12 protein-coding genes are annotated in these 15,098 nt (G+C 54.0%); 2 read left to right on the top strand and 10 right to left on the bottom strand.

Annotation, left to right across the window (positions count from 1 at the left end):
* Positions 1–22: 22 nt before the first annotated feature.
* Entirely contained in the window at positions 23–1,228 is a 1,206-nt protein-coding gene (gene gltS, locus HV345_RS00370) for a sodium/glutamate symporter (protein ID WP_016155009.1), read from the bottom strand.
* 225 nt (positions 1,229–1,453) lie between these two features.
* On the opposite strand from gltS, the gene xanP reads away from it, so the two are divergent.
* Both xanP and HV345_RS00360 read left to right on the top strand, forming a co-directional pair.
* Positions 1,454–2,845, top strand: a complete 1,392-nt coding sequence (gene xanP / locus HV345_RS00365) for a xanthine/proton symporter XanP (RefSeq protein WP_003024026.1) — start codon at positions 1,454–1,456, stop codon at positions 2,843–2,845.
* A 121-nt stretch (positions 2,846–2,966) separates the two neighbouring features.
* Positions 2,967–4,676, top strand: coding sequence for an AsmA family protein (locus HV345_RS00360; protein WP_181636141.1), 1,710 nt, complete (start codon positions 2,967–2,969; stop codon positions 4,674–4,676).
* Between the two features lie 41 nt (positions 4,677–4,717).
* Here HV345_RS00360 and HV345_RS00355 read toward each other — a convergent pair whose 3' ends face one another.
* From HV345_RS00355 to HV345_RS00315, 9 genes are all read right to left on the bottom strand, one after another.
* The gene (locus HV345_RS00355; RefSeq protein ID WP_016155011.1) at positions 4,718–5,401 is read right to left on the bottom strand and encodes a D-lyxose/D-mannose family sugar isomerase; all 684 of its coding nucleotides are present in this window, start codon (positions 5,399–5,401) and stop codon (positions 4,718–4,720) included.
* Between the two features lie 49 nt (positions 5,402–5,450).
* On the bottom strand, positions 5,451–6,311 hold the full coding sequence (locus HV345_RS00350; RefSeq protein ID WP_016155012.1) for a ketose-bisphosphate aldolase: 861 nt from the start codon (positions 6,309–6,311) through the stop codon (positions 5,451–5,453).
* 80 nt (positions 6,312–6,391) lie between these two features.
* Positions 6,392–7,243, bottom strand: a complete 852-nt coding sequence (locus HV345_RS00345; protein WP_137366934.1) for a class II fructose-bisphosphate aldolase — start codon at positions 7,241–7,243, stop codon at positions 6,392–6,394.
* A gap of 11 nt (positions 7,244–7,254) precedes the next feature.
* Positions 7,255–8,346: a PTS fructose transporter subunit IIC gene (locus HV345_RS00340; RefSeq protein ID WP_003837581.1), complete on the bottom strand. Its 1,092-nt coding sequence runs from the start codon at positions 8,344–8,346 to the stop codon at positions 7,255–7,257.
* A gap of 26 nt (positions 8,347–8,372) precedes the next feature.
* Positions 8,373–8,693: a PTS fructose transporter subunit IIB gene (locus HV345_RS00335; protein WP_016155014.1), complete on the bottom strand. Its 321-nt coding sequence runs from the start codon at positions 8,691–8,693 to the stop codon at positions 8,373–8,375.
* Positions 8,694–8,712: 19 nt separating this feature from the next.
* Positions 8,713–9,183, bottom strand: coding sequence for a PTS sugar transporter subunit IIA (locus tag HV345_RS00330; RefSeq protein WP_003842172.1), 471 nt, complete (start codon positions 9,181–9,183; stop codon positions 8,713–8,715).
* Between the two features lie 26 nt (positions 9,184–9,209).
* Positions 9,210–10,763, bottom strand: coding sequence for a transcription antiterminator (locus HV345_RS00325; RefSeq protein ID WP_016155015.1), 1,554 nt, complete (start codon positions 10,761–10,763; stop codon positions 9,210–9,212).
* A 446-nt stretch (positions 10,764–11,209) separates the two neighbouring features.
* Positions 11,210–13,528 (bottom strand): alpha-xylosidase, encoded by a 2,319-nt coding sequence (gene yicI / locus HV345_RS00320; RefSeq protein WP_181636140.1) that lies wholly within the window; start codon positions 13,526–13,528, stop codon positions 11,210–11,212.
* A 10-nt stretch (positions 13,529–13,538) separates the two neighbouring features.
* Positions 13,539–14,921, bottom strand: coding sequence for a glycoside-pentoside-hexuronide family transporter (locus HV345_RS00315; protein ID WP_016155017.1), 1,383 nt, complete (start codon positions 14,919–14,921; stop codon positions 13,539–13,541).
* Positions 14,922–15,098 lie beyond the last annotated feature (177 nt).

Here is a 15,098-nt window from a genome sequence, read left to right as displayed (position 1 = left end):
ATGTGACTCCGCCGCACAGACATTATTGCGCAAAAATCGGCAGCAGCAGATACAGCTTAATCACCAGCGCATTGACGATATCGATAAAGAACGCCCCCACCATCGGCACCACCAGAAACGCCATATGGGATGGTCCAAAACGTTCTGTAATTGCCTGCATGTTGGCAATCGCCGTGGGTGTCGCACCGAGGCCAAAACCGCAGTGTCCGGCTGCCAGCACGGCGGCATCGTAGTTCTTACCCATCATGCGCCAGGTGACGAATATCGCATACAGCGCCATGAAAATGGTCTGCACAACCAGGATTGCCAGCATCGGCAGGGCCAGAGAAGCCAGCTCCCACAGCTTCAGACTCATTAGCGCCATCGCCAGGAACAGCGACAGGCTAACGTTACCCAACACCGAAACCGCGCGCTCGAACACCCGATAAAAACCCATTAACGCCAGGCCGTTACTGAGGATCACCCCAACAAACAGCACGCAGACGAAAGTCGGCAGTTCCAGCACCGTTCCGACCAGCATTTGTGCAACGATTTTACCCACCGTCAGACAGATAGCGATCAGCGCAATGGTTTCAATCAGCACCAGCGAAGTGATTATGCGTCCGACATCCGGCTTTTCAAATGCGGTAGGCACAGCCTGATCGTCCGGCATGCCGTCTGGCGTGGTAGAGTGTTTGACCAGATAGCGGGCCACCGGGCCGCCAATCAATCCGCCCAGCACCAGGCCAAACGTTGCGCAAGCCATCGCCACTTCCGTCGCATTAGCGAAACCATAGCGCTCAATAAACAGTTTGCTCCATGCGGCCCCGGTTCCATGCCCGCCAGAGAGGGTTATCGAACCGGCGATCAGACCCATCAGCGGATCCAGACCCAGCAGAGTCGCCATACCAATACCGATGGCGTTTTGCATCAGCAGCAGGCCAACAACCACAATCAGAAAGATACCCACCACGCGGCCACCCGCGCGCAGGCTGGCGATATTGGCGTTCAGGCCGATAGTGGCGAAGAATGCCAGCATCAGCGGATCGCGCAGGGTCATATCGAAGTTCACTTCCCAACCCATGCTTTTTTTCAGCACCAGCAGCGCAATCGCCACCAGCAATCCGCCAGCTACAGGTTCGGGAATGGTGTATTTTTTCAGGAAGGAAACAGACTGGACGAGCTTACGTCCCAGCAGCAACACAAGGGTTGCCGCAACCAGCGTTGATAACGTATCGAGATAAAACATTTACAACTCCATTAGTGCGTTTAGCACAATCACGCACGATGCATTCCAGACCGATTTTTAGCTCTTATTGAGTTTTCGGTGTGGATTTTAAGCAGAAAATCATGAAAAGTTATATAAAAATGTTTGTTTATCCGTTTTAAATATTAAGAACACCTGGTAGCAAACGTTTGCATTTCCGCCATGGTCAGATAAAATCACCGCTTTTCCACCATGGGATTGCCTCTGATGTCCGTTAACGCCGTAGAGTCAACAAATGCGCAACCGGTTGCGCAGACTCACAACAGTGAACTGATTTACCGTCTTGAAGATCGCCCCCCGCTAGCCCAGACCCTGTTTGCCGCCTGTCAGCACCTGCTGGCCATGTTCGTCGCGGTAATCACCCCAGCGCTGTTAATTTGCCAGGCGCTCGGTTTACCGGCTCAGGATACTCAACACATAATCAGTATGTCGCTGTTCGCTTCCGGCGTGGCTTCTATCATTCAGATCAAAGCCTGGGGGCCGGTCGGCTCAGGGCTATTATCCATTCAGGGCACCAGCTTTAACTTTGTTGCGCCACTGATTATGGGCGGTACAGCGCTAAAAACCGGTGGTGCAGATGTCCCAACCATGATGGCGGCGCTGTTCGGTACACTGATGCTGGCAAGCTGCACTGAGATGGTTATCTCACGTGTACTGCATCTGGCGCGTCGTATCATTACCCCGCTGGTCTCAGGCGTGGTGGTGATGATTATCGGCCTGTCGCTGATTCAGGTGGGTCTGACGTCGATTGGCGGCGGCTATGCGGCAATGAGCGACAACACCTTTGGCGCGCCAAAGAATTTACTGCTGGCAGGCGTCGTGCTGGCGCTGATTATCCTGCTTAACCGCCAGCGCAACCCGTACCTGCGCGTTGCGTCACTGGTTATTGCGATGGCGGCAGGTTACCTGTTGGCGTGGTTTATGGATATGCTACCGCAAAATACCGCGCCGGTAAGTCAGGACCTGCTGATGGTGCCAACGCCGTTGTATTATGGCCTGGGTATCGACTGGAGCTTACTGCTGCCGCTAATGCTGGTGTTTATGATTACCTCGCTGGAAACCATCGGTGATATTACGGCCACCTCCGATGTCTCCGAGCAGCCCGTTTCTGGTCCGCTGTATATGAAACGCCTGAAAGGCGGCGTACTGGCGAACGGTCTGAACTCGTTTGTTTCAGCCGTATTCAACACCTTCCCGAACTCCTGTTTTGGACAAAACAACGGGGTTATTCAGTTAACGGGCGTTGCCAGCCGCTACGTTGGTTTTGTGGTTGCGCTGATGCTGATCGCGTTGGGCCTATTCCCGGCGGTCAGCGGTTTTGTACAGCATATTCCTGAGCCGGTACTCGGCGGTGCTACGCTGGTGATGTTCGGTACTATCGCGGCATCCGGCGTGCGTATCGTATCCCGCGAACCGCTGAACCGCCGCGCAATTCTGATTATCGCGCTGTCGCTGGCCGTCGGCCTCGGCGTTTCCCAGCAGCCGCTGATCCTGCAGTTCGCTCCGGACTGGGTGAAAAACCTGCTCTCTTCCGGCATTGCCGCAGGCGGTATTACCGCTATCGTTCTGAATCTGGTGTTCCCACCAGAGAAGCAATAAGCAAAATGCGGCGTTGATTCTGAATCAACGCCGCTGTAACGCTCTTTCACCATTCCCGCCTTGAGCATTGCGCCTAAATCGTGCATAACTTGACTATGTGCACTTCGCGGGATGGAAGACCATGAAATTTATTGGAAAGCTGCTTCTTTACGTGCTGATCGCCCTTGCAGTGGCGATCCTCGGCTTATATTTTCTACTGCAAACCCGCTGGGGCGCAGAGCACGTCAGCGCCTGGGTTTCGCAGAACAGCAGCTACCATCTGGCATTTGATGCCATCGATCACCGGTTTTCTTCTCCTTCCCATATTCTGCTGGAAAACGTCACCTTTGGCCGGGATGGTCAGCCCGCAACGCTGGTCGCCAAAACGGTCGATATTGGACTGAGCAGCCGCCAAATCACCGACCCGCTGCACGTAGACACCATTCTTTTGCAAAACGGCACGCTGAATCTTTCCCAGCAAACTGCGCCGCTGCCGTTCCAGGCCGATCGCCTGCAATTGCAAGATATGGCGCTTAACAGTCCCGGTAGCGAGTGGACCCTGAGCGCGCAGCGCGTTAACGGCGGAGTCATTCCCTGGAGTCCTGAGGCGGGTAAAATTCTCGGGAGTAAAGCGCAAATTCAGCTCAGCGCCAGTTCGTTGACGCTGAACGACGTCCCCACGACCAACGTATTGATTGAAGGCAGTATTGACCATGACCGTGTGATGCTGAGCAATATTGGCGCAGACGTGGCGCGTGGCGCATTAACCGGCGTGGCGCAACGCAATGCCGACGGTAGTTGGGTAGTAGAGAATCTGCGCCTGAACGATATTCGGCTGCAAAGCGACAAATCTCTGGCCGAGTTTTTTGCTCCGTTAAGCACTATTCCTTCCCTGCAAATTGGTCGTCTGGAAGTAACAGATGCCCGTCTGCAAGGCCCTGACTGGGCGGTGACGGATCTCGATCTGAGCTTGCGCAACATGACCTTCAGCAAGGACGACTGGCAAACTCAGGAAGGAAAACTGTCGATGAACGCCAGCGAGTTTATCTACGGCTCTCTGCACTTTTTCGATCCGATTATGAACGCCGAGTTCTCGCCGCAGGGCATTGCGCTGCGCCAGTTCACCACCCGCTGGGAAGGGGGAATGGTCAGAACATCCGGAAACTGGCAGCGCAACAACAAAGCGCTGGTCCTCGATGATGCTGCCATTGCCGGTCTGGAGTACACGCTGCCGGAAAACTGGAAACAGCTGTGGATGAAACCTCTACCAGGCTGGCTAGCCAGCCTGACGCTGAAGAAATTCAGCGCCAGCCGTAATCTGGTGATTGATATCGACCCGAGCTTCCCATGGCAGCTCACCGCGCTGGACGGCTACGGTGCTAACCTCGGGCTGGTGCAGAACAATCAGTGGGGGATCTGGAGCGGGAGCGCTAACCTCAACGCCGCTGCCGGCACCTTTAACCGCACCGACGTGCGTCGTCCTTCGCTGGCGCTGACGGCGAACAGCAGCACCATCAATATCAGCGAACTAAGCGCCTATACGGAAAAAGGGTTGCTGGAGGCCACTGCCAGTATTTCACAGTTGCCTCAGCGTCAAACTCAGGTCAGCCTGAACGGGCGCGGCGTGCCAATGACGATTCTGCAGCAGTGGGGATGGCCCGCACTGCCGCTTTCCGGCGACGGTAACATCCAGCTTACCGCCAGCGGCAATATTCAAGCCGATGCGCCACTCAAGCCAACGGTCAGCGGCCAGTTGCATGCGGTGAACGTGGAGAAACAGCAGGTAACGCAAACCATGCAGGCGGGCGTGGTATCCGGTAGTGAAGTTACCGCCCCACCCGCTGCGCAGTAAAATCTGACGGCCCGGCGGCGATTTGCCGACCGGGTCGCCGTTTATCGCTGTAAGCGCGCATATTCACTGCACAACAGCCACTTCACCGGCTCATCCTCTTCTATCGCCGGGAAGCGACCGCCTGGCTCAAGGAAGTGATTGTCATGCAGGTCGTCATTGACCATCGAGATCTCCCAGCCCAGCACGAACGCTTTCTCCGCCCAAAAGCGATGATACAACCGCGGCGGCAGGCATACCCCCTGCCCCGGTTTCAATACCAGCGTCTCGCCAGCGTCAACGGAACGCCGCTGACCATCGACGCTAACCTCAACAATGCGCCGAGCATCATACCCGTCATCGGGCGTAGCCCACGCCAACTGCATACATAAATCACCGCCGCCGCGGTTAACGATATCTTCCATTTTATGGCGATGAAAATGCCATGGCGTCTGCTGATCCTGCTGAATCTGCAGCATCTTTTCGGCGTACGGTTTGGGGTAGCTGGCTGACCCTAACTGACCATTGCGCAACGTCAGTAACGTCAGCCCCGTTTGCGCAAAATCTCCGCGCCCAAAGTCGGTTATATCCCAGCCCAGTTGGAGATCGAGCACTTCACGCCACAGAGTATGATCCTGTTGCCGCCAGGCATCAGCCGTAAAATACGCAAAGTCAGGCAGGCAAACCCGAAAAGTCTCGGCGATGGCATGCGCTTTATCGACGGCATAATTAATGTGTGAACGCTTCATTCCACTTTTCCTTGTTGCGAAAAAGGCGGGTCACCCCGCCTGTATGCGGTTAGTAAAGTGACGCTTTGCCGGTTGAGCCGAACAGTTTCATTTTGTGGCGGATCACATCCCGCGCGGCGCTAATGGCTTCCGGGTAAATAACGTTCGGGTCCCACCAGGTTTCTTTTGCCAGGATTTCGCGGACTTTCTGGAAGTAAGCGTATTTCATATCGCTGGAAATGTTGATTTTGCCAACGCCCAGCGTAACGGATTCGGCAATTTCCGCATCCGGGTTCGCGGAACCTCCGTGCAGCACCAGCGGAATGTCCACTCGCCCGGCAATCTCGCGCAGGATGTGCATTTGCAGCTCTGGCTGCATCCCTTTCGGGTAGATGCCGTGTGCGGTTCCAATCGCCACCGCCAGCGTATCCGCGCCGGTACGGGCGATAAAATCCTGTGCCTGATCAGGATCGGTATAAGTGACCTTCGATACGCCACCTTCCACTGACGTCCCGGTTTGACCAATCGTACCCAGTTCCCCTTCCACCGAAACGCCTACCGCATGCGCCAGCTTGACCACTTCGCGGGTCAGCGCCACGTTCTCTTCATACGGCAACAGCGAGCCATCAATCATCACCGAGGTAAACCCACACTGAATCGCCCGCAGGACATGCTCGACCGAAGCGCCGTGGTCCAGATGCAGAGTAAAAGGAACCGGGCTGCGCAGAGTGATATCACGGACGTAGCTAAAAAACGCATCGCCTACAAAATCATGTTCGCTGGGGTGAATGGAGATAATCGCCGGGGTATTGGTTGCTTCCGCTTCTTCCACTACTGCACGTACAAAGCAGCTGTCCGCCACGTTGAATGCGCCGATGGCAAAACCGTGCTGACGGGTAGGTTGCAGTAATTCTTTCATCGAAACTAACATGTTAATTCTCCAGTTTCAGGGTGTAGAAAGCCCTGCCAGTGCGTCGTCGCAGAGGCATAGAAGGCGTTACAGAAAATGAATCAGGCTTTGTCGATAGCGCCGCTGGCCTGCAGGTACGGAATAATGGCTTCCTCGCAGGCCTGCTCCATCAGGGCCAGGGCATCAACGAGTTCACCGGATGTGTCGCGACACAGGGTATGCAGTAGTGCAGCCTTTCCGGCTTCGAAAACCGCCGCGCCAACGTTTATCTTGGCGACGCCAAACGTCGGGCAGCGCTGTAGCTGGTCAAACGGCGTCCCGCTGCCGCCATGCAGCGCCAGCGGCACCGTTGATAAACGGGCAATTTCCTCCAGTCGCTGGAAATCAATGGCGGGTATGACACCGGGCGCGTACATGCCATGTGCCGTGCCGACCGAGACCGCCAGTAAATCGATCCCGGTCTGTTGGATAAAGGGCTCCACATCGGCGGCCTGGGTCATCAAATCAGCGTTAGCTGCGTGATCATAGCGCGGGGCGTCGGCCAGATGCCCCAGCTCACCTTCCACGCACAGAGAAACGCTGGCCGCGAGCTCAACCACCGCCCGGGTCTGGCGAATGTTCTCCTCCAGCGCAAAGGCGGAGGCGTCGATCATTAACCCGCTGAATCCGGCGCGAAAAGCCTGGCGAATGCGTACTGGGTCCTTTCCATGATCCAGCGCCAGCGCGACCGGTATCGACGCTTCCTCTGCCAGCGTTTTGACGACCGCCACCGCTATCGGTGCAGGAAAATGGCCCAGATGCCCCTGATACAGATTCAGAATGATGGGCGCACGGTGTTTCTCAGCCACCCGCACCGCCGTACGGGCGCTTTCCAGGTTCATACAGTTGATGGCCAGCAGCGCGTACTGCTCGCGCCAGGCTTTCGTCACCATGCTTTTCATATCGGCAAACATACGGCCTCCGGTTATTCCAGGGTGAAGGTGATCTCTTCGTCTTTCAGCTTTTGATCGCTAAGTTCATCAAACTCTTCGTCACGTTCGGTCACCGGTTTCTTCCACAACGACAGCATGACGCCGCAAATCACCGTGCCGATCCCCAGCGCCAGGCAAAAAAGCAGCGGATGCGTAAAGAGCGGGACCACGAACATGCCGCCGTGCGGTACCGGGCTTTCGACGCCCCACACCATAATCAGACCGCCCGCTATCGCCGAGGCCACCACGCAGGACCCCACCACGCGCAGCAGGTCGCGCGCCGCAATGGGAATGACCCCTTCGGTAATCATGCAGATCCCCATCGGGAATGCCGCTTTCAGCGCCTCACGCTCCGCGCGGGTGTACTTGTGACGCGTCAGCAAAAAGGAGAGCGTAATGCCGAACGGAGGGATCATCGAACCGACAAACTTCACCGCTTCCGGACCGTACACGCCGCTGACCAACATGCCGTCAGCAAAGAGCGACATGGTTTTATTCACCGGTCCGCCAAAGTCGAATGTCGCCATTGCGCCAAGGATGGCCCCCATTAAAAAGCGTGACCCGCCCTGCATGGACTCCAGCAGATGAATCAACGCGTCCTGCAGCCAGGCTATCGGTTTGCCAATGAGCGTCATCATCAACAGGCCGCCAATGACGGTACTCAGTACCGGCAACACCATGATGGGCATCAACCCCTGCATCGACTGCGGCAAACGGATATAGCGCTTGAGCAGCAGGACGGTATAACCGACCAGAAAACCGCCCAGCATCCCGCCGATAAAACCGGTATGAATTTCACCGCAGACAAAGCCGACAATCAGACCCGGCGCGAATCCGGGGCGGTCAGCAATGGAGTACGCAATCGCCGCACTAATCAGCGGTACGATTAACCCCATCCCCCAACCGCCAATCTGGTTGAGCATCCAGGGGATGGTTCCTGTTTTTTCACCCACGTTAGTGCCGCCAAGTATTTGCCCGAGAGCAATACAGATCCCGGCGGCAACAATTAACGGGATCATCCACGAAATCCCCGTTAATAAATGTCTTTTTATTTCCTGAGATAGCGGAATTTTATTTTCACTCATGTGAAATCCCTCCAGAATGGGGATCGCTACTGGTTATTATTAACTAATGATTTTTCGACCTTTTCAAGAAACTGAATGGGCGACTTTATGACAATTTCAGTTTTCACTCGCACAATACGTTTATTTAAAAATCGTTCCTCCCCTTTTATTTTTACATCCACAGCGAGAATCACGACATCAGCAGCAGAAATGTCCTCTGTCAGCAGTTCGTTTTCCGTGCCGATAGTCCCCTGGGTTTCTACTCTTATATTATGACCAAGCGCTTTAGCACCTTTAATTAACTTCTCACGGGCAATATAGGTGTGCGCAATACCCGCCGTACAGGCGGCAACACAAACAATATTCATAACATGCTCCACGTATTATTTAGCAGACATTGGATTCAGCATATTGGCTAAAAAGCTCAATAATTTTCTGTGGACTGCTTTCGACTAACAGTTGTTCAATAATGTCGTCATCCGCCAACGCGCCAGCAACCTGCGAAAGCAGACGAATATGGGTAGTGTTTTGATCTTCAAGGCGTACGGCAAACAGAATGATGCAGCGCACGTTGCTGCCGTCCAGGGTTTCCCAGGGAATATCCTGGCGGGTACGCCCAATCGCCAGCGTGGTATTGACCACCGCCGAGGATTTCCCGTGCGGAATCGCAATATGATTTTCGAAGCCGGTCGAGCCTTCTGATTCACGCTGCCAGACATCCTGAATAAACGTTTCCCGGCAGCTAATTGCCCCATCTTTTTGCAGAATATCCGTCAGTTCCTCAATAACCTCCGTTTTGTTTGTGGCCTTCATGTCCAAAATAACGCGATTTGTATTGAGTATTTTCGTGATGTCCATAAATCATACCTCATGGAGTTCAGACATTAATTTTCAACGACCAGCGACGTCGCCCGATGTAATTTTTCCGTAATAACCGTTTCTGTTACCCGCTTAATATCCGCATCATTGAAGAAGGCGGTGACATACACGACCGGCATGGCAACGGCAGGTAAATTGATCGTCGATACCACCAGTTCAATATCGTCCGTCAGGACGGAGGGCAAGCTGCCTGCCGACACCACGCCGACGATGGTCCAGTCCGGAAAGGCGCGCAGAATGCGGCTTTTGAGTAAGTGAGAGGTGCCGATACCGGTTGAGCAAACCAGCAGCACACGTTTACGCGCTATCTGACGCTCCATCGCGGCCTGAAAATGCACGGTTAAATATCCCACCTCATCATCCGACACGGCCCGCTCGCCCCAGCCGCTAAACACCCGATTCACCGCGCACTGAGTCAGACGCCAGACGTCCTGCAACTCGCCTTTAATGTCCTCCAGCAGCGGATTACGAATGCGGATCTGGTAGTTGAGGCGGTTAATCAGCGGCTTAATATGGATCAGCAATCCGTCATACAGCGCAGTGTCCTGGCTAAGATCGCAGTCAACCATTTCGGCGAAGGTGGCAATCAGCCGATGGGTAATCAAGCGTGCTTCGTCGCTGGAGTGCATATGGCCAATTACGCTCACATCGTTATGCTCTTCAATCACCATACCGGAGGAGATAATATATTGATAAATAAACCAGACTTCGTCTTCCGGCAGCGGGTGGGCAATGCGTTTTTCGATATGCTGAATCATGCGACTGGCAATGGAAAAAATGTTCTCATCACATGACGTGATGCTTTCTTCTTTTCTCGGCAGCGCATTGCCCCGCGTAATGCGGTACATCATGATCAGAATATGAGTAAAGATATTGACGTAATAAGGCTCGCCCAGCGACCAGCACAGATCGTTCTCCATTTCCTGCAACAGCGTCTGGACAAATAAAACGTCTTCTTCGCCAAAGTAATGCACTAACGCTTTATAACTGCCCGGATCAAGTCGTGAATAAATCACGCTTCCAGGTTCATTATGGTTAATCACACCGTTAATCAGCGACGCCATCGCCTGGCGCACCCCGCTCTCGCTGCCTTCAATGTGTGTACCACTCTGGCTGCGAATCAGCGACAGGCCCAGCGGGGTAATCCACGATTCAATCACTTTCAGATCGTTAACAATCGATGCACTACTAATAAAATAACGTTCGGATAATTTATTGATCGATGTTTCATGCGGCGTTTCACTTAATAATTGCGAGGCTATCTTAACCCGCCGTGAATTATTCATCATGCCGTCAGCATCATCACCCTCCGACCCTAATAACTGATCCAGATATAAAAGGTCCGTAATGTTATCGGCACTTAATATCACGCCCGCACCGGCACGTTTATCGATAGATATTTTCCATTCCGATAACCATTGTTCCAGTAACCGCAGATCGCGCTGGACGGTCTTCTCTGAAACAGATAAATACTCGGCAATTTTTAGCAGCGTAACATATTCCTTACGGGACAGAAGAAACTTTAATAATCTGTTTTGTCGCGAGGTAATCATTTGCATTATTTACCCTTATTACATACCAGATTAAATATCTATACCCGTCATACTTCAAGCTGCATGTGCGTTGGCTTTCCTCGCTCCCCCCTGTCACGTACTTATGTACGCTCAGGGGATTCGCTGCGTCGCCGCCTTCCTGCAACTCGAATTATTTAGGTAATAAAGAAGCATTTATGCTCCACGTGTAATCCGTGATGATAAATATAAGAGGACTACGATGCGCCAACAATACTAAATCGTGTCCTGTATTCCGGACAGAAATAAGACAAAAAGAGGAAATAGTGAGATATTTACGGCGCAGATCACATTTTTCGCGGGAATTAGAGTGATAGCGCTCGCAAATATGGTGAGGTAAAAATTTAAGTCGGGATGTTTTTGATTTTCAGATCTGGAACGCTGCTCGCGGCGTGGGCCGGATAAGACGCATCCGGCACCACGTCGACACATGCTTACAAGGTAATCGTCAGCTCACTGCCCTGTGGAGTAATAACTACACCCAGCTCGCTGCCCATATGCGACCCGCATTTAATGCCGCCAATTTTCTGAATATTTCGCAGGCACAACGTCCAGTTACGTGCCTCACCATTCCCTTTCACAGTGATGGTATTACCTACACGCGTCGCCTTCAGCGTGAAGATAACCGAGCCGTCAGCAGCCGGAACTTCACAGAGCGCTTCCCGCCCCTCCTGCAGATGGAACAGCTGGAACGCTGTCCCTTCGTGCCAGGCGTAGTCCGGCTTCTGGTTATTGCTACCCAACGCCAGCAGGGTATTGTCACGCACATAAACCGGCAGACTCAGGAAGTCATGCTGCTGCTTATGCCAGCGGCTGCCGGCCACCTCATCATTACGCCACAGATGCGTCCAGCGTCCTTCCGGCAGGTAGAACTGCACATCGCCCGCCTCGCTAAACACCGGCGCGACCATCACGCTATCGCCTAGCATGTACTGGCGGTCGAGATAATCACACGCCGGATCGTCCGGGAACTCCAGCATCATCGCGCGCATCATCGGGGTGCCCTGCGCATTAGCGCGCGCTGCTTCACGATACAGGTACGGCATCATGCGGCATTTCTGTTCGGTGAAGTAGCGCACCACATCGCAGGATTCGTCATCGTACGCCCATGGCACACGGTAGGATTTACTGCCATGCAGGCGGCTGTGGCTGGAGAGCAGCCCAAACGCACACCAGCGCTTGTAGACGTGCGCCGGAGCGGTATTCTCAAAGCCGCCGATATCGTGGCTCCAGAAGCCAAAGCCGGACAGGCCAATAGACAAGCCACCGCGCAGGCTTTCCGCCATCGATTCATAGTTGGCGTAGCAGTCACCGCCCCAGTGCACCGGAAACTTCTGCGCGCCCACCGAAGCTGAACGAGCAAACAGGACAGCCTCTTCTTCACCGACGGTTTCTTTCAGCACGTTCCACACCTGTTCGTTGTAGATGTACGCATAATGGTTGTGCATCTTCTGCGGATCGGCACCGTCAAACCACTGAACGTCAGTAGGAATGCGTTCACCAAAGTCGGTTTTGAAGCAGTCTACGCCGATATCCACCAGACCTTTCAGCTTGTTGGCATACCACTCGCAGGCTTGTGGATTAGTGAAGTCATAAATCGCCAGGCCCGGCTGCCATTTATCCCATTGCCACAGGGAACCGTCCGGCCGCTTGAGCAGATACCCTTTCGCTTTCAGTTCATTGAACAGCGGGGATTTCTGACCGATGTAGGGGTTTATCCATACGCACACCTTCAGCCCTTTCTCTTTCAGGCGGCGGATCATACCTTCCGGATCCGGGAAGGTCACCGGGTCCCACTCAAAGTCGCACCACTGGAAGGCCTTCATCCAGAAACAGTCGAAGTGAAAGACGTGCAGCGGCAGATTGCGCTCGGCCATGCCGTCGATAAAGCTGTTCACCGTCGCTTCGTCGTAATTGGTGGTGAATGACGTGGTCAGCCACAGACCGAACGACCAGGCTGGCGGCAACGCCGGACGGCCGGTAAAGCGGGTATAGCGATCCAGCACCGCCTTCGGCGTTGGGCCGTCGATGACGAAATATTCCAGATACTCGCTTTCAACGCTGAACTGCACTTTCGACACTTTCTCAGAGCCGATTTCAAACGACACGCACTGCGGATGGTTCACCAGCACGCCGTAGCCGCGGTTGGTGAGATAAAACGGGATGTTCTTGTAAGACTGCTCGGTACTGGTGCCCCCATCGCGGTTCCAGGTTTCCACCGTCTGGCCGTTACGTACCAACGCGGTAAAACGCTCGCCCAGCCCGTACACCGTTTCCCCCACGCCCAAATCCAGACGCTCAAACATATAATTACGCCCGCTGTGGGTATCCTGCACGTAACCGCTATTCTTTAGCTGACTGCCGGTAATACGTTCACCATTACGCAGGAAATCCAGCGACCAGAACTCACCTTTGGTCACCCGAACGCTCAGATTGCCGCTCTTCAGTTCGGCAAATTCAGCGGTGTTTCGCATCTCAACATTGACGTCCTGCAACACGTTCAGCGGGTAATGCGGGCCGGTATCCAGCGCGCCCTGGAAGTGCTCCATACGTACGCCCACCACCCCTTCCTGCGGCGAGAAAAAGCGTAAGGTGAAGAGTGGGGTATCCAGTTGCCAGGTACGTTCACGCACGTCGCGCGGCGCAACGTAGACAATCATCTCATTACCCTGCTGTTCAACGTCGAACACCTGAATTGGGTGTATTAAATTCAGGCCAGGTTGGGTCAGCCAGTTACCATCGCTAATTTTCATCGTCAGTTCCTTAGTTCTGTAATTCTTTCGTCGTGAAATCCTGCTGGTTGCGGCGCGCGCCCTGAGCCAACTGACTCATAATTTCCGTCAGATACGGCGTTTTCAGGGTATAGAAGCGTTTGGCAATCACGGCACTCAGCAGGTAACAAATCGCCGGGACAATGGTGAACAGGGCGATGATGATGCTAATGGTGGCGCTGTTCTGGGTTTTCGCTGCGGCGTCGTAGCCACCGCCCGCCAGCATCCAGCCGATCAGCGCCCCACCGAGCGCCAGACCCAGCTTGAGCACGAACAACGTGCCCGCAAAGCTGATCCCCGTCAGGCGTTTACCGTTGCACCATTCGCCGTAATCAACGGTGTCGGACATCATTACCCACTGGATTGGCGTAACGAGCTGGTGCAGTACACCAATGACAAAAATAAAGATAAACATGGTGATGCTGGCGTGCATCGGCACAAAGAACATCGCCAGGCTCGCTACCGCCAGCGCAGCGTTGGTCCACCAGAAGACGCTGACTTTGCATTTCCAGTCGGTCAGCGGTTTTGCCAGCGCAGAGCCGATCAGGTTGCCGACGCAATAGGCGGTGAGAAAGGCGACAAACACCTCCGGCTTACCCAAAATCCAGGTGACGTAATACATCATCGCGCCGCCACGAACGCAGACGGCCAGAATATTGAGGATGGTCAGCAGGCCGACGATGCGCCATTGGTCGTTTTGCCAGATGTCGCGCAGGTCTTCACGCATAGAGGTGGTGCTCGGCGGCGCTTCCACGCGTTCTTTGGTAGTGAAGAAGCAGAACGCCAGCATCAGGAACGCCACCACGGAGAGCACCGCAATCCCACCTTGAAAACCAAACGCTTTATCCTCGCCACCAATCAGATTCACCAGCGGCATCATCAGCACGGTGGAGAGCATGCCGCCCGCCGTCGCCAGCACAAAGCGCCATGATTGCAGAGAGATACGCTGCGTTGGGTCATTAGTGATCACGCCGCCCAGCGCGCAGTAGGGAATATTGACCACGGTATAAAGCAGGGTCAGCAGCGTGTAGGTGATTGCGGCATAAATCATTTTGCCGTTCAGGCTGAGATCCGGCGTGCTGTAGGCCAGCACGCAAACCAGACCAAACGGCAGTGCGCCGAACAACACCCACGGACGGAATTTCCCCCAGCGCGAACGGGTACGGTCGGCCAGCAGCCCCATGCAAGGGTCTGAGATGGCATCCAGCGCGCGGGCCAGTAAGAACATGGTGCCGACAAATCCGGCTGGGATACCAAAAATATCGGTATAGAAGAACATCATATATAACATGACGTTATCGAAGATAATGTGGCTAGCCGCATCGCCCATTCCGTAGCCAATCTTCTCTTTAACAGACAGAATTTCACTTTTCATTACGCATCCTTGTTAGCACTTTCACACGCCCTGATACCGGTTACAGTTCTTGTAAACCATCCCTGTGAGCGCGGGTATTCCGATATCTCGTTATCAAATTACGATTCTTGTTTTCTGTGATCAGCGTAGCGTCTAAAAATGTGTCTAAGTGTAAGTAATGGATTTTGCGGGGATTTA

The sequence above is a fragment of the Citrobacter sp. RHBSTW-00986 genome (assembly GCF_013783065.1).
GTDB lineage: Bacteria > Pseudomonadota > Gammaproteobacteria > Enterobacterales > Enterobacteriaceae > Citrobacter > Citrobacter braakii.
This window is presented reverse-complemented; position numbering and strand designations above follow the sequence as displayed.